This window comes from Pantoea sp. B65 (assembly GCF_047308185.1).
Lineage (GTDB): Bacteria > Pseudomonadota > Gammaproteobacteria > Enterobacterales > Enterobacteriaceae > Erwinia.
Genome location: NZ_JAHXPU010000015.1, coordinates 212,065 through 226,117 on the forward strand (window position 1 = coordinate 212,065; position 14,053 = coordinate 226,117).

Genomic DNA, 14,053 nt, shown 5'->3' on the forward strand with positions numbered 1-14,053 from the left:
GCCTGGGGGACCGCCGTGCAGCCGTTTCTGGTTTGCCGGCAAACGCCGCAAGATAATGCAAGGAGCCAACGGTCTTGACCACTTTCTCGCCTGAAATATGGCTAACGGCGTCTGTCGTTGCCATTACCATCCTGCTGTGGGCCACAGCGCTGCTGCCTGAATTTATTACCGCGCTACTGTTTTTTGCTGCCGCGATGCTGTTGCATATCGCGCCGGCGGCAACGGTATTCAGTGGATTTTCCTCATCCGCTTTCTGGCTGGTATTAAGTGGTTTTGTCCTCGGGCTGGCGATCCGTAAAGTCGGGCTGGCCGATCGGCTGGCGCGCAGTCTGGCGCTACCGTTAACCACCACCTGGCCACGGATGGTGGGCGGCGTGATTCTGATCAGCTATCTGCTGGCGTTTGTGATGCCGTCGAATATGGGGCGCATTGCGCTGCTGATGCCGATCGTCGGCGCGCTGGCGAAACAGGCCGGTTTACATGAGGGGAGTCGTGGCTGGATTGGTCTGGCGCTGGCGGTGGGTTTTGGCACCTTCCAGCTATCCGCCAGTATTCTGCCGGCCAATGTCCCTAATCTGGTGTTGGCCGGCGCGGCGGAAAACTCCTTTGGTCTGCACCCTGGCTATATGCCGTGGATGTTTCTGCATACCCCGGTGGTGGGGCTGCTAAAGGGCGCGCTGCTGACCCTGTGTATCTGCAAACTGTTTCCGGCGACACCTTCGCGCATCACCCGGCAGCCAGTCATGCCGCCGCTGAGTGGCGAAGAGCTACGACTGATTGCGCTGCTGTTGCTGACGCTAATGCTGTGGATGACGGATAGTCTGCACGGTATCTCTCCGGCGTGGGTCGGGCTGACTGCTGCCTGCTTCTGCCTGTTGCCACGGGTCGGGTTTCTCTCCGGCGAGGCCTTTGGCAACGGCGTCAATTTCCGTACCTGTCTGTATGTAGCGGCGATCCTCGGCGTGACCGCGGTGGTGGTGGAATCAAATCTTGGCAATACCATTGCCAGCGCGCTGCTGGCGATCACGCCGCTGCATGAAGATAGCCCGTTCCTCAGTTTCCTGTCGCTGAATGCGGTGACCACCGCGCTAAATTTTGTGGTGACGGCCAATGGCGTGCCGGCAATGTTTACGCCGATGGCGCAGAGTTTTGCTGAAGCATCGGGCTTCTCTCTGCTGACGGTGGTGATGATGCAGGTGTTTGCCTATGCCACGCCGCTACTGCCCTATCAGGCATCGCCGATTGTGGTGGCGATGGGCTTAGGCAATGTGCCGGCGCGTGACGGATTAAAGCTCTGTCTGCTGGTGGCGCTGATCAGTGCGCTGGTGCTGCTGCCGCTGGATTATCTGTGGTTTAAGGTGCTGGGATATTTATAGTGGGCCTGCTGGCTGCGGTCTGGTGAGCATGTTGGTCTATACCCGCGACGGGTCGCATATTATGCGACCCGTTTTAGTTAGCCACCGCCCCTGATGGCGCAGAATTACTTAGCGGCTGCGGTTACGCTTTTTGCGACCGCAGCCACTTTGCTGGTGCGGTTAGCACTGGCATCGTCGTTGGCGGCGGAAGGCATCGGCGTGTAATCCAGCTGCAGAATACGACTGGTATTACCCAGCACTTTTTCTGTCGCTGCCACATTGCCATTCAGCTTCTGACCGTATGAAGGGATGATCTCCTTCAGCTTCGCCTGCCACTGTGGCGTTGTGATTTTGTCGTGAAACACTTTCTTCATCAGGTCCAGCATAATCGGCGCTGCGGTTGATGCGCCAGGTGACGCGCCGAGCAGTGCGGAGATGGTGCCATCCTGCGAGGTGACCACTTCGGTACCCAGGCGCAGTACGCCGCCTTTGCCGGCATCTTTCTCAATGATTTGTACACGCTGACCCGCGACCACTAAATTCCAGTCTTCTTTCTTCGCTTCCGGGAAGTATTCCTGCAGTGCAGCGTGGCGATCGTCACCAGACTGGATCACCTGGCCGATCAGATATTTCACCAGATCAAAATTATCCAGGCCGACATGCACCATTGGCATCAGGTTAGAGGTGGTGATGGAACCGAACATATCCCACAGTGAACCGTTTTTCAGGTAGCGGGTGGAGAAGGTGGCGAACGGCCCAAACAGCAGCACCTGCTTGCCATCCAGCACCCGGCAATCGAGGTGAGGAACGGACATTGGCGGTGCGCCAACGGACGCTTTACCGTACACTTTTGCCTGGTGGCGTTTAACGATTTCCGGATTTTCGGTGACGAGGAATTCACCGCCAACCGGGAAGCCGGCATAGTTTTTCGCTTCAGGGATACCGGATTTTTGCAGCAGCGGCAGCGCGGCGCCGCCGGCGCCAATAAAGATATATTTCGCCTTAATCACCCGCTTTGCCCCGCCATTTTTCAGGCTGGCAACGGTAACACACCAGCTACCATCCTGCTGGCGGCGGATATCGCGCACTTCATGGCTGGTCTGCAAAGTGAATTTGTCGCTTTTGCACAGTGAAACCACTAACTGACGGGTGAGCTCGCCAAAGTTAATATCGGTACCCATTAGAATTCGGGTTGCGGCCACTCTCTCGCCCGGCTCGCGACCTTCCATCACCAGGGGCACCCACTGTGCAATCTGCTGGCGATCTTCGGAGTACTCCATACCGCGAAACAGCGAGCTTTTTTGCAGCGCTTCAAAGCGTTTGCGCAGGTATTCAACATTGTCATCACCCCAGACAAAGCTCATATGCGGGGTGCTGGTGATAAAGCTGCGCGGATTCTGCAGCACGCCTCTTTGTACCTGATATGACCAGAATTGGCGTGAAACCTGAAAGGATTCGTTAATCTCGATCGCTTTTGAGATATCAATGGACCCCCCGGCGGTTTCCGGGGTGTAGTTCATCTCAGCCAGAGCTGCGTGGCCGGTACCTGCGTTATTCCAGCCGTTCGAACTCTCTTGTGTGATGCTATCAAGACGTTCGACCATCTCAATGGACCAATCCGGTTCCAGTTCCTGCAGGTAGGTACCCAGGGTGGCACTCATCACACCCCCGCCGATAAGTAATACGTCGACGCACTTTTCCTCTGCTGCAACTGCTGGTTTGCGCATAATGCCACATCTCCGACTGTTGATATCTCAACGTTTTTTTTTAAGTGGAATAGCTCCTGCTTCTGATTGAGCGGTTGATCTATTGCCATATCAATAAAAAGGGTACCGATCAAAGAGCAACTTTTTTTGACTTTTTTGGTTAACTAAATGTTATGCATAATACCGCAAATATAACATTTCTGCGGATAATTTGAACATTTTGTTTAAGGATTAAAAAGTCAGGGGGCTTTATTGTGGGCTGAAGCGATCAGGCCGACAACTATAATCGGCCGATCATTAACAAAATTAACAGGGGGCATGCAGAAATAAGCAATCTTTTTAATTCAGGGGTGAAATCGCTGCCTCAGGCGCCCCTTTTCCTGCCAATTGCGGGCAGCTTAATCGCGTGGCGCGCTGTCCGGCAGCTTACGTGAACTGATTGCCAGGCGGTTGTAGCTATTCATCAGCCCGATAGCAATCGTCAGATCGGTGATCTCTTTCTCGCTGAAATGGCTGGCCACGCGGTCAAACAAGGTGTCCGGCGCGCCTTTTTCGGCGATCAGCGTCAGGTTCTCCGCCCATGCCAGTGCGGCTTTTTCCTCGCTGGTAAACAGATTGCCTGACTCATGCCATACCTGAGTCAGCACAATTTTTTCCCAGCCAAGGCCTGCCTCCTGGAGTGCCCGGGTGTGCATATCGATGCAGTAGGCGCAGCCGTTGATTTGTGAAACGCGCAGAAACACCAATTCAATCAGCTGGTGTGCCAGGCCGCTCTGTGAGACATAGCTGTAAACCGTCCCGAGGGCCTTCATGCCTGCGGGTGCAACCTTCGAAAAATCAATACGTTCGCTCATTCTCTTTCTCCTGCCATAATGAATGTTGAGATAGCCTTGTGGCGTTAATGAATATTCTCTTCCCTCTGATGGAATAGCAAAAGTGCCAGGAATTGATAAAAATAGTGGTCCATTTAACCTTACGCTGAACCGCGAGGCGCGAGCCGGGTTAAGCGAGCAGATCCGCAGTGAAATTACTCAGGCGATCCGCGAAGGACGTCTGAAAGCGGGCGCGAGGATGCCTTCCTGCCGCGATCTGGCGGTACAACTTGGCGTGGCGCGCGGCACCGTACGTGCGGCCTACGATATGCTGGCCGACAGCCAGTTGCTGGTGGCGAAAGGCGCCGCCGGGACTTTTGTTACCCGTTATCCCCCGGCGACGCCAGCGAAGGCCACCCCCTCCGCGGTGACGATGCCATTATCCGATATTGCCTATGACTTTGACGCGCCGCCGCTGACGTTCCAGATGGGGGTTCCGGCCGAAGATGCCTTTCCGGTGAATGTCTGGTCGCGCATTTTGCAGCGGCATGCACGCACCATGAGCGGCCGTCCGATGAGCTACCCGGATCCACGGGGGAGCCTGGCGTTACGTCAGGAACTGGTGGCCTGGCTGGCGATGGCGCGTGGCGTGAATTGTCAGGCGGAACAAATTATTATCACCAATGGTTATGCCGGCGCCTTAGGGCTGATTTGCCTGGCAATGAACTTCCATGCCAGCCAGGCATGGATTGAAGAACCCGGCTATCTGCTGGCGTGCAAAGCTCTCGCTCTGGTTGGGATTGAACCGGTGCCGATCAGCGTGGATGAACAGGGAATTCTGGTCAGCGAGGGTATTGCACGTGCTCCACAGGCCAGTTTTGCCCTGGTGACGGCTGGACAGCAGGCGCCGCTGGGGATGACGCTGTCGCCGGTACGCCGCAGTGAACTGCTGGCGTGGGCAGAGGAAAATAATCGCTGGATTGTAGATGATGATTATTTAGGTGAGTTGCAACTGGGCAGCCGCGCCGCGCCGGCGCTGGCATCGCTCGATACTGCCGGACGGGTGATGCATATCGGTACCTTTAGCAAAACGCTCAGCCCTTCGTTGCGTCTGGGGTTTGTGGTCGTGCCACCGGCGCTGGCCGCGCGTTTTGCTGATATTGCGGCGGTGGTGGCTCCCGCCTCGTCCTTTGTTCTGCATAACGCGGTGGCGGAGTTTTTGCGTGAAGGTCACTTTTTACGCCATTTACGGCGCATGAAGCGAATCTACGCCGATCGGCTGGAAAAAATGATCGAGGCGCTGACCCCCAGCTTTCCTGAACTGCGCCGCGGTGCGCTGGCGGTGGTGATCATGCTGCCGCCGGGAAGTGCCGATCGCGCCATTGCGCGTGAAGCGCTGGCGTGGGGAATGGCACCCTCGCCGTTATCCGCCTGGTATCAGCGCGATGAATTGCGCCAGTATGGTCTGGTATTAGGGGCGACCAATATGCCGCGCGAGGGTTTTCTCCCCGGTGTGCAGAAGTTGCGTCAGCTGGTCGATGCGCATGGCATATCGCTGTCGTTAGCGGTCAAATTTTAAAATAACGCCGGTAAATAAAGCGGATAACAAAGTATTCAATGGCGCCCAATAGCAGAAACCACAGGCAAAATACCAGCGTATAGAGTTGTCCAATATCCTGCAGATGAAAACTGACCATCAGCGTTTTGGTTAGTTGCACGCCAAACCACGGGGCAGGAAGCAGCAGGGCGGAAAGAAAGCCGAGCATCAGAATGCCCATCGGCATCAGGAAGGTTTCAAAGGGGCTTTTCATGCATTCAGGCTTATTAAGAAAGTTAGCCGGTATTGTCAGACAATATGCCGTCAGATTCAATCTGGCCGCTTTTGCCGTTTAACGGCGGCGGAGCTGCGTGCAGCAAGTGACGATAAGGTATTGAAATATCATATCCCGCGCTGAAAGCGGCAGCGTAAGGGTGCTGATTTCAGCGCCATCAAGTTAGCCTGCGTTAAAATGTATAGCCGTGGCTATACTCAAATCCATGATTTTATTGTCTTTTTATCCTGGCGGCGGCGTGGTAGCATGCGCTCTCTTTTGAACATGTGGTGCATTTTTTGACGAAACCCGACGTTTTATTCGTCATGCTCCCGTTGGTATAAAAATAATGAACCTATATGCAACACTGATTCTCGCTTTTGCCATGTCGATGGATGCTTTTGCCGCCGCGGTCGGTAAAGGCGCCGCTCTGCATCGCCCGACGCTGAAAGAAGCGATTCGTACCGGGCTGATTTTTGGCACTATTGAAGCGCTGACGCCATTAATTGGCTGGGCCATCGGGCTGGCTGCCAGCCAGTTTATTATGTCATGGGACCACTGGGTCGCTTTTACGCTGTTGTTTGTGCTCGGCGCCCGCATGATTGTAGAAGGCTTACGCCGCGCGCCTGAGGAAGAGCATCAACAGCCGCAGCGCCACGGTTTCCTGTTGCTGGCTACCACGGCAGTCGCCACCAGCCTGGATGCGATGGCGGTAGGGGTCGGCCTGGCCTTTCTGCAGGTCAATATTGTCTTAACGGCACTGACTATTGGCGCCGCGACCACCATTATGGCGGCTTCCGGGATTCTGCTCGGTCGGTTTATCGGGCCGGTGATGGGTAAATGGGCTGAAGTTGTCGGTGGGGTGGTGCTGATTGGTATCGGCGGCAGCATTCTGGTCGGGCATTTAGGGTTATTATCCTGATAATCGCGGCACAGTCTGCATCATGGGGGGCGTAACGGCCTCCCTGAGTCAAAATCACCGGACAAATCAAGCCTCTCTATTGTTAATTCGCGTTATTTTCGCCAAAAAACCTTCTTCGTTTAGATTTGGTTTAAGTTATGCTTTGCATAATTTGATCAATTAATGTGATCTGCATCAAATAAATTTGCATGAAAAACGTCCGGATTGTATAATTTTTTGCGTTATTCAACAAAATTTGAACCGGACAGTGTTATGAAGAAGTTTTTTAAATATGTATTCCGCGCCTACGTTGAAACTTTTAAACACGTACCGCCGGGTGCATTAAACTGATTTTTCAGTTAACCGCAGCGCAGCAAAGAACCCTCGATAACCGCGGTTAGGGATCGACCGATGGTTATCAAACTCCACTCGCTTCACGCCATTCCTCTCTGATTTTCAGTCGTTGCTATATTCTCTTTTCCAGGCAATGATTTAGAGATGCTAATTTCTCTGCACTTCCTCACCACACATCGCACCACAACCGTATCTGGCGGGCTGTGGCGTGTTTGCATGCAGAACAGATAGCAAACATCCCATCGTCCCGCCGCATCTGACGGGGTCAGAATTCTCCGTCCGAACGGTTTAACCGGAGAATATCATGAGTCAAAATGCTGCCGCCCTGCTGGTTATTGATATGCAAAATGGACTGGTCCATGGCGCACAGGCGCCGTTTGCCATTGAAACCGTGCTGGCCAATATCAATCAGCTGATCGCCGACGCCCGCAGACAACAGCGGCCGGTTATCTTTGTTCAGCATACCGGGCCTGAGGGTACGCCTCTGGCGCATGGCGGTGAGATGTGGCAGATCGCCGCTGAACTGCAGCGCGAAGCGCATGATTTCTACCTGACTAAAACCCGTCCCAGCTGCTTTTTCCAGACGTCGTTACTGAGCCTGTTGCAGGAGAAAGGTATTACGCAACTGGTGGTGGCCGGGATGCAAAGCGATTACTGCGTGGATACCACCTGCCGCGCCGGCCGTGATCTTGGGATTGAGATGGTGCTGGCCAGCGATGCGCATACCACTTTCGCTAATGGCGTGCTGAGCACTGAACAAATTATTGCCCATCACAACAAACTGCTTTCCGGCCCGTTTGTCACCCTGCTGAAAACCGCTGAAATCACCTTCTGACCGCGCCGATCGCCGCAGCTGGCGGCCTGCGTGCCGCCAGCTGCGGGTGCTGGTTATAGCCGCCTGTCGGCAATGGGATCGCGTACCACAAACAGGTAGGACATGGCGCCCAGTACCGTGACGCAGGCGCAGATGGTCAGGGCCAGACTAAATGAGTGCGTGGTGTCGAGGATCCAGCCGGTGACTACCGGCGCGAACGAGGCAAAGATAAAGCTGGCAAAGTTCTGGATACTGCCGACGGAAGCGGTCATCCGTGCGTTAACCGCAACATGGATCAATCCCCAGCATGATGTTCCGGCGAAATGGATGCAGAACAGCGCCATACCAATTAACACCACCGCACTGCCGGTGCTGTCGGCGCGCACCACGACGGCGGTAAAAGCGGCGGATAGCAGCATACCGCTGACAATGCAGATTTTACGCGTTTTCAGCGGCTCCATTCCGCGCCGTACCAGCGCATCGACCACAAAGCCATTTAACAGCATACCGGCGGCGCCAAACAGGAAAGGAATGGCGGATAACATGCCGGTACTTTTTAAATCAAGGTTATAGGTGGTTTGCAGATAGCCCGGTAACCAGGCGAGATAGAGCCAGGCGGTATAATTAATACCGCTAAAGCCAATCATCATGCCCCACATGGTGCGGTTTCTGAACAGGCTGCGCCATTCGCGGAAACTCAGCGGCGCTCTGCCGGCGCGAACGCTACCGGCTTCCAGATAGTTAATCTCATCGGCGCTCAGGGTGCTGTTATCACGGTTGCGATACAGCATGTACCAGCCAATGGCGAGGAACATGCCAAGGATACCGATGGTGACAAACATACCGCGCCAGCCCATCAGTAGCATCATGGCCGCGAGGATTGGCGGGCTGATTGCCAGACCAATGGTGGAGGCGGCGTTAAAGATCCCCATAGGCAGGCCGCGATCTTTAATATTAAACCAGTCGTTGATCACTTTGACGCCACAGGGGTTCATCGGCGCTTCGCCGATACCCAGCCCGATGCGCACCAGAATAAACTGGGTAAAACTGTGCACCAGCCCGGACATCGCCTGAAACAGTGACCAGACAAACATGCCAAGTCCCAGCATAATGCGCGGCCCTTTGCGATCCAGCAGCGCGCCACAGGGTAACTGGGCGATGCCATACGCCAGCGAAAAGGCGGAAAGCAGAAAACCGATTTCGGTGGCGCTCAGCCCCAGCTCGCCACGAATGGTCATATTGGCCACCGAGAGCGAGCTACGGTCGAGGTAGTTAATAATCGCTGCGAGGAATAATAAAATCATCGCAGTGGTCTGGATTTTTTTGATGCGTGGCGAGCGCAAAAGCACGCCACGAGCGGGCACAAAGTCAAGGGGATCCGCCCCCTTGCTGTGACTGGTCTCATTGCCGGTTACGCTACGACTATTTTCCATTACACACTCCCGGGATCGGCGGATAATTATTATTTTGGCAGCGGCGAGATGGCCAGACAGCCACTCACCAGTCGGGTATCACAACGGTTCTGATATCGGGTAGATCAGGACCGTGCGGTAAGGCTGATAAGCAGACTAGAGGGCATTATTGGGGGGTGTTAAAAAGTTGTTTCATTTCCGTGCGGCAGCTTATGATTTGCGGTTTTTTATCGGTACTTAATCGCGATTTACTGCCCGTTTTGCCTTGCTGTGCTCCACAACCTGTCAGCTGTACTGCTTAATTGAGCGGATCATTGATTGTTTTGCCGTGGTGAGATGACGGTGCAGTTCGCAATGCGCATCCACATCATTACGGCTCAGCAGGGCGGTGAGAATTGCCATATGCTCTTCCAGCGCAATGATATTACGTGATTTTAAATCACTCTCATCCCACTGATAATGGGAATGGAAGATCACGGAAATAATCTCAAGTGACTGATTAAAAAATGGATTGTTGGCTGCTGACAGGATCAGCGAATGCATCTCTTTATCCAGCTGGGCAAACATGCGGTAGCTGCTGGCGATGCTATCGCGCATCTGGCGATGGCGATCGAGCAGATCCCGCAGCTGTATCCAGCGGTGGTCCTCAGTCGGCAGATTGATAAAACGGTTAAGCGCGTGGGTTTCCAGCATTTTGCGTAATTCAAACAGCTTCTCCGCGTAATCCTGATCGAATTTCTTCATATGCCAGTGACCGCGCCGTACCTGTTCTATCAGGTTATAGTGGCAAAAGCGCAGTAAAAACTCGCGCACCACGACCGGACTGACGCGAACTGACTGCGCCAGCTTCAGCTCGGAAAAAATATCGCCGGGTTTCAGCTGCCGCTGGTTAATCATCTGGAAAAACGCCTGCTCAAACAGCGCGGTCTGGCTGGCAACTGGCTGGTAAATATCACTAAAACCATCATCCGCTACCGGCGGACGGACAATCAGATAGCACTGCTCCACCTTTTGTAGCACCCCGCGCTGCTCAAAATGAGCCAGGGTATTCCGTACCGTGGTACGACTGATATTAAACATTTCGGCCAGCGCGGCCTGCGGCGGCAGTGGCGAGCTGATATGACCCTGAATCAGGGCGTCGATCATCTGATTAACCACATTCTGACGAAGTTCCAGCGATCTGCTCATCTTGCCTCCCGGTTTTTTAACTGCATTAAAAACCCTATGGAGACCAAAAAATCAGCGATTTATCACAATTCTGTGTTGCTGAAATGTTCAGACACCGGTTTTACGCCATAACAGCGCGTAAACCAACAGGAGAACCACCATGAACATGATGAACAGTCTGATCTGCCTGGAGCCGCGAAACATGGTCTATCAATCGCGTCCGCAGCCGACCCCGGCCGCCGGTGAGGCGGTGATAAAAATCATCGCCGCAGGCATTTGTGGCACGGATATCCATGCCTGGGCCGGCAATCAGCCCTTCTTCAGCTATCCACGGGTATTAGGGCATGAATTATGTGGTGAAATCGTCGCGCTGGGCAGTGAGGTGCGCTCTCTGCATGCTGGTCAGCGCACCGTATTAATCCCGTATGTCTCCTGTCTGCAGTGTGCAGCCTGCCGCAGCGGCAAGAGCAACTGCTGTGAAAATATCTCCGTAATCGGTGTGCATCAGGATGGCGGTTTCTGTGAATACCTTAGCGTACCGGCCAGTAATTTGCTGGTCGTGGATGATTTAGCACCGGAGGCGGCGGCGCTGATTGAGCCGTTTGCCATTAGCGCTCATGCGGTACGCCGTGCAGCATTGCAGCCCGATGAACATCTGCTGGTGGTCGGGGCGGGGCCGATTGGGCTGGGCGTGGCAGCGATCGCCAGAGCGGCTGGCGCCAGCGTGATTGTCGCCGATACCAGCGAATTTCGTCGTCAGCATGTGGTTGCCGCGCTGGGGTTACCGGTGCTGAACCCGGCGGACAGCAATTTCTTGCCGGCGCTGCGTCAGCACTGTTCCGGTATGCTGGCGGCAAAAGTGATTGATGCCAGCGGTAATCCGCAGGCGATGAACAGTACCGTCAGTCTGATCCGCCATGGCGGCACCATCGTCTTTGTTGGCCTGTTTAAAGGGGATTTGCAGTTTTCGGACGCGGAATTTCATAAAAAAGAGACCACCATGATGGGGAGTCGCAATGCCACCGCTGAAGATTTCGCCACGGTGAGACAACTGATGGCCAGCGGCAAAATCGCCGCTGATATGATGCTGAATCAGCATTTTGCGTTTGCCCGCCTGGCAGACGAGTTCGAAGCGCAGGTGATCAATAACCGGCAGCTCATCAAAGGGGTGATTCACTTCTGAAGCCGATCGCACAGGCGATAACCGTCCCGGTCGCCTGTGCCGACGCCGCTGGCTTAGTCTGCCTGCGGTTGTATCGGGGTTTGCAGGGTGCGTTGCCAGAACCCCAGATCCAGCCAGCGGTCAAATTTCCATGCCACCTGCGTCAGGGTACCGCTGCGGACAAAGCCATTTTTCTCATGCAGGGCAATGCTGATGCTGTTGTCAGTATCAATGCCGGCAATCAGTACATGTTTCTGCTGTTGCTCTGCCTGGTGGATAATCTCGGTCAGCAACTGCTGCCCCAGGCCTTTGCCGCGATGCTGCTGATGGATATAAATCGAATGTTCGACGCTGTACTTATAAGCGGGCCAGGCGCGAAACGTCCCGTAGCTGGCAAAACCAAGCAGGGTGCCGTTGTCATCCTCAATCCCCACCACCGGAAACTGGCTGGCCCGTTTGCCGGCAAACCAGTTGCTCATCGATTCCAGCGGCCGTGGCTGATAATCATATAAGGCGGTTGAGGTCAGGATCGCATGGTTGAAAATTTCCAGTATGGCGGCTGCATGCCGCTGTTCATCGCAGTGAATGATTCTGTTCGCCATTGCCTTTCCCTTTCTTGTCAAATATAGTGGAATTAATTCCACTATATAAAACACCCGAAGGATACCGATGTCAATTGATGAAATTATCGCCGCTAATCTGCAACGGTTGCGCCGGCAACAGGGACTCAGTCTGGATGCGCTGGCTACTCAGGCTGGCGTCAGTAAGGCGATGATTTCGAAAATCGAGCGCCAGGAGAGTAGCCCGAGCGCCACGGTATTAGGGCGGCTGGCCGCCGGTCTCGGCGTGTCGCTGACCGATTTATTGCTGGAACAGCGTCAGCCGCAGCCACTACGGCGGCTGGCTGACCAGCTTTGCTGGCAGGATCCTGAATTGCATTACCTGCGTCGACAAATCACTGAACGCGACGCGCTCACCGGCTTTGAAATGGTGGAGATCGTACTGCCGGTCGACTGCCGCGTCGAATATCCGCGCTGGTCACACCATGCTTACCGGCAGCGGCTGTGGCTAATTAGCGGTGAGCTGGCGATAGAGTATGGCGAGCTTCGTTATCTGCTGGCAGCGGGTGATTGCCTCGATTTTGACGTCGATCAGCCGCTGGCGCTGAGTCAGCGTGGTGAGCAGCCCTGCCGCTATCTGCTGGTGATGACCAGTAAGTAAACCTGACCCGACCGTATCCCGCCGGTTCGGGACAACTTTAGCCGTTTGGATTGTCTGCATAGCCGCAAAGAGATATTATTTTCTGCGCAAGGTGATGGCGTTCCACCTTATCCAACCGCCTGCTGGTTCCCTAAGCGGCTGATGACGCCTGGCATACTTATCCTCTTCGGGGGAGTGTGGCGTATGTCAGGAAGTCAGCATCCTGTATTGTTTCCTGCACTCCAACTTCCCTGAGCAACAAGCAATAGTGAAATTTTAAGGGTGTTTTCTTATGGTTAAATCAATGCTCGCAGTGATGATTGGTGGTGCGGTAGGTTGTGCGCTTCGCTGGATGATTTCCTTACGTTTCAATTCATTATTTCCTAATTTGCCACCCGGAACCTTGATGGTGAATCTGGCCGGTGGTTTTATTATCGGCGTAGCGCTGGCGTATTTGCTGAAAAATCCGCATCTTGACCCGATGTGGCGGCTGCTGATCGTGACGGGCTTATGTGGTGGCCTGACAACCTTCTCCACTTTTTCTGCGGAAATTGTCGTCCTGCTGCAAAACGGTAACTATCTGTGGGCAATGTTCAGCGTAATGACTCATGTGATCGGCTCGCTGTTGATGACGTTTGCCGGTTTTGCGCTGGTGAGTTGGTTATAGGGGCGGGATTTATCCCGCCTGATGAATTTTCGCTATTTTTGCAGGCAGTGAGCAATAAAGGTAGCAGCGGTACGCGCGCCCTGACCGGAAATAGTGTGTCCGGTGGCGGGTTCAAATTGCGTCTTCACCTGGACACCTGCGGCGATTAAACGCAGCGCGGCCGCTTCACTTTCCACCCACGGGATCACCGCATCATCATGGCCGTGAATCAGTAACACCGGCGTCTGCGTCGCAGGCGTAAAAGGCTGCGGCGAAGCCAGGCGCCCGGAAAACGCCACCACTCCCGCCACCGGCCAGCGACCGGAAACCAGCGCGTCCAGCGCCATAATTGATCCCTGCGAAAAACCAACCAGCACTACGCGATCCAACTGACCACTCATCTGATGGGCATCGAGAATGCCGCCCAGCAACTGGTCGAAGGCTTCGCGCGCGTCGGCCACGCGCGCCGGACGGTTCTCTTCGGTAATACCCTTGAGGCTAAACCACTGATAACCCGCCCCGTGTTCAAAGTGATCAGGAGCATCTGGCGACGCAAAGGCGACGCCGGGTAATACGGGCGACCAGTGACTTCCCAGGCCCGCTAAATCGTCGCCATTACTGCCAACGCCATGCAGCAGGATGACTAAACTTTTTGCCATTTTTATTTCCGGCTAACTGATTTATTCAGGTTTAAAAGCATATGCCTTGCGCCG

At 54.4% G+C, this 14,053-nt stretch carries 15 protein-coding genes and 1 riboswitch; of the genes, 8 read left to right on the forward strand and 7 right to left on the reverse strand.

Features of this window, described 5'->3' with window-relative positions:
* Positions 1-74: 74 nt before the first annotated feature.
* Positions 75-1,376: an SLC13 family permease gene (locus tag JWF83_RS03805; protein WP_413648797.1), complete on the forward strand. Its 1,302-nt coding sequence runs from the start codon at positions 75-77 to the stop codon at positions 1,374-1,376.
* 104 nt (positions 1,377-1,480) lie between these two features.
* On the opposite strand, the gene JWF83_RS03810 is transcribed toward JWF83_RS03805, so the two are convergent.
* Both JWF83_RS03810 and JWF83_RS03815 read right to left on the reverse strand, forming a co-directional pair.
* Positions 1,481-3,082 carry a malate:quinone oxidoreductase gene (locus JWF83_RS03810; RefSeq protein ID WP_413648798.1) on the reverse strand — a complete coding sequence of 534 codons (1,602 nt, stop codon included), beginning with the start codon at positions 3,080-3,082 and terminating at the stop codon, positions 1,481-1,483.
* 377 nt (positions 3,083-3,459) lie between these two features.
* Positions 3,460-3,915, reverse strand: coding sequence for a carboxymuconolactone decarboxylase family protein (locus tag JWF83_RS03815; protein WP_413648799.1), 456 nt, complete (start codon positions 3,913-3,915; stop codon positions 3,460-3,462).
* Between the two features lie 82 nt (positions 3,916-3,997).
* On the opposite strand from JWF83_RS03815, the gene JWF83_RS03820 reads away from it, so the two are divergent.
* Positions 3,998-5,452, forward strand: a complete 1,455-nt coding sequence (locus JWF83_RS03820; RefSeq protein WP_413648800.1) for a PLP-dependent aminotransferase family protein — start codon at positions 3,998-4,000, stop codon at positions 5,450-5,452.
* Here the strand turns inward: JWF83_RS03820 and JWF83_RS03825 are convergent.
* Positions 5,442-5,684, reverse strand: a complete 243-nt coding sequence (locus tag JWF83_RS03825) for a DUF1158 domain-containing protein (protein WP_413648801.1) — start codon at positions 5,682-5,684, stop codon at positions 5,442-5,444. The two genes, JWF83_RS03820 and JWF83_RS03825, sit on opposite strands and share 11 nt — an antisense overlap.
* Positions 5,685-6,033: 349 nt before the next feature.
* Between JWF83_RS03825 and mntP the strand changes: the two genes are divergently transcribed.
* From mntP to JWF83_RS03840, 3 genes are all read left to right on the forward strand, one after another.
* On the forward strand, positions 6,034-6,606 hold the full coding sequence (gene mntP / locus JWF83_RS03830) for a manganese efflux pump MntP (RefSeq protein WP_413648802.1): 573 nt from the start codon (positions 6,034-6,036) through the stop codon (positions 6,604-6,606).
* Between the two features lie 252 nt (positions 6,607-6,858).
* Positions 6,859-6,936 (forward strand): stress response protein AzuC, encoded by a 78-nt coding sequence (azuC, locus tag JWF83_RS03835; RefSeq protein WP_413649164.1) that lies wholly within the window; start codon positions 6,859-6,861, stop codon positions 6,934-6,936.
* 307 nt (positions 6,937-7,243) lie between these two features.
* Positions 7,244-7,774 (forward strand): cysteine hydrolase family protein, encoded by a 531-nt coding sequence (locus JWF83_RS03840; RefSeq protein ID WP_413648803.1) that lies wholly within the window; start codon positions 7,244-7,246, stop codon positions 7,772-7,774.
* Positions 7,775-7,827: 53 nt separating this feature from the next.
* Here JWF83_RS03840 and JWF83_RS03845 read toward each other — a convergent pair whose 3' ends face one another.
* Together JWF83_RS03845 and JWF83_RS03850 are read right to left on the reverse strand one after the other, a co-directional pair.
* A complete protein-coding gene (locus JWF83_RS03845; protein WP_413648804.1) occupies positions 7,828-9,186 on the reverse strand; it encodes an MFS transporter in 1,359 nt (452 codons plus the stop codon).
* A 264-nt stretch (positions 9,187-9,450) separates the two neighbouring features.
* Complete coding sequence (locus JWF83_RS03850; protein ID WP_413648805.1) at positions 9,451-10,353, reverse strand: FCD domain-containing protein; 903 nt, start codon at positions 10,351-10,353, stop codon at positions 9,451-9,453.
* Between the two features lie 139 nt (positions 10,354-10,492).
* Here JWF83_RS03850 and JWF83_RS03855 point away from each other — a divergent pair, with 139 nt between their 5' ends.
* Entirely contained in the window at positions 10,493-11,515 is a 1,023-nt protein-coding gene (locus tag JWF83_RS03855) for a zinc-binding alcohol dehydrogenase family protein (RefSeq protein ID WP_413648806.1), read from the forward strand.
* Positions 11,516-11,568: 53 nt separating this feature from the next.
* Here the strand turns inward: JWF83_RS03855 and JWF83_RS03860 are convergent, their stop codons facing one another.
* Positions 11,569-12,096 (reverse strand): N-acetyltransferase family protein, encoded by a 528-nt coding sequence (locus JWF83_RS03860; protein ID WP_413648807.1) that lies wholly within the window; start codon positions 12,094-12,096, stop codon positions 11,569-11,571.
* Between the two features lie 67 nt (positions 12,097-12,163).
* Here JWF83_RS03860 and JWF83_RS03865 point away from each other — a divergent pair, with 67 nt between their 5' ends.
* The gene (locus JWF83_RS03865; RefSeq protein WP_413648808.1) at positions 12,164-12,715 is read left to right on the forward strand and encodes a helix-turn-helix domain-containing protein; all 552 of its coding nucleotides are present in this window, start codon (positions 12,164-12,166) and stop codon (positions 12,713-12,715) included.
* 81 nt (positions 12,716-12,796) lie between these two features.
* Positions 12,797-12,873, forward strand: a riboswitch (Fluoride riboswitch).
* A 113-nt stretch (positions 12,874-12,986) separates the two neighbouring features.
* Positions 12,987-13,361, forward strand: coding sequence for a fluoride efflux transporter CrcB (crcB, locus tag JWF83_RS03870; RefSeq protein WP_413648810.1), 375 nt, complete (start codon positions 12,987-12,989; stop codon positions 13,359-13,361).
* A 32-nt stretch (positions 13,362-13,393) separates the two neighbouring features.
* Here the strand turns inward: crcB and JWF83_RS03875 are convergent, their stop codons facing one another.
* Positions 13,394-13,999 (reverse strand): alpha/beta hydrolase, encoded by a 606-nt coding sequence (locus JWF83_RS03875; protein WP_413648811.1) that lies wholly within the window; start codon positions 13,997-13,999, stop codon positions 13,394-13,396.
* Positions 14,000-14,053: the final 54 nt, after the last annotated feature.

Excerpts from the sequence above, each read along its gene's own strand:
- JWF83_RS03825 (WP_413648801.1), bottom strand. The coding sequence starts at position 5,684 with ATGAAAAGCCCCTTTGAAACCTTCCTGATGCCGATGGGCATTCTGATG.
- JWF83_RS03845 (WP_413648804.1), bottom strand. The coding sequence starts at position 9,186 with ATGGAAAATAGTCGTAGCGTAACCGGCAATGAGACCAGTCACAGCAAG.
- JWF83_RS03810 (WP_413648798.1), bottom strand. The coding sequence starts at position 3,082 with ATGCGCAAACCAGCAGTTGCAGCAGAGGAAAAGTGCGTCGACGTATTA.
- JWF83_RS03815 (WP_413648799.1), bottom strand. The coding sequence starts at position 3,915 with ATGAGCGAACGTATTGATTTTTCGAAGGTTGCACCCGCAGGCATGAAG.
- JWF83_RS03850 (WP_413648805.1), bottom strand. The coding sequence starts at position 10,353 with ATGAGCAGATCGCTGGAACTTCGTCAGAATGTGGTTAATCAGATGATC.
- crcB (WP_413648810.1), top strand. The coding sequence starts at position 12,987 with ATGGTTAAATCAATGCTCGCAGTGATGATTGGTGGTGCGGTAGGTTGT.
- mntP (WP_413648802.1), top strand. The coding sequence starts at position 6,034 with ATGAACCTATATGCAACACTGATTCTCGCTTTTGCCATGTCGATGGAT.
- JWF83_RS03865 (WP_413648808.1), top strand. The coding sequence starts at position 12,164 with ATGTCAATTGATGAAATTATCGCCGCTAATCTGCAACGGTTGCGCCGG.
- azuC (WP_413649164.1), top strand. The coding sequence starts at position 6,859 with ATGAAGAAGTTTTTTAAATATGTATTCCGCGCCTACGTTGAAACTTTT.
- JWF83_RS03875 (WP_413648811.1), bottom strand. The coding sequence starts at position 13,999 with ATGGCAAAAAGTTTAGTCATCCTGCTGCATGGCGTTGGCAGTAATGGC.
- JWF83_RS03860 (WP_413648807.1), bottom strand. The coding sequence starts at position 12,096 with ATGGCGAACAGAATCATTCACTGCGATGAACAGCGGCATGCAGCCGCC.
- JWF83_RS03840 (WP_413648803.1), top strand. The coding sequence starts at position 7,244 with ATGAGTCAAAATGCTGCCGCCCTGCTGGTTATTGATATGCAAAATGGA.
- JWF83_RS03855 (WP_413648806.1), top strand. The coding sequence starts at position 10,493 with ATGAACATGATGAACAGTCTGATCTGCCTGGAGCCGCGAAACATGGTC.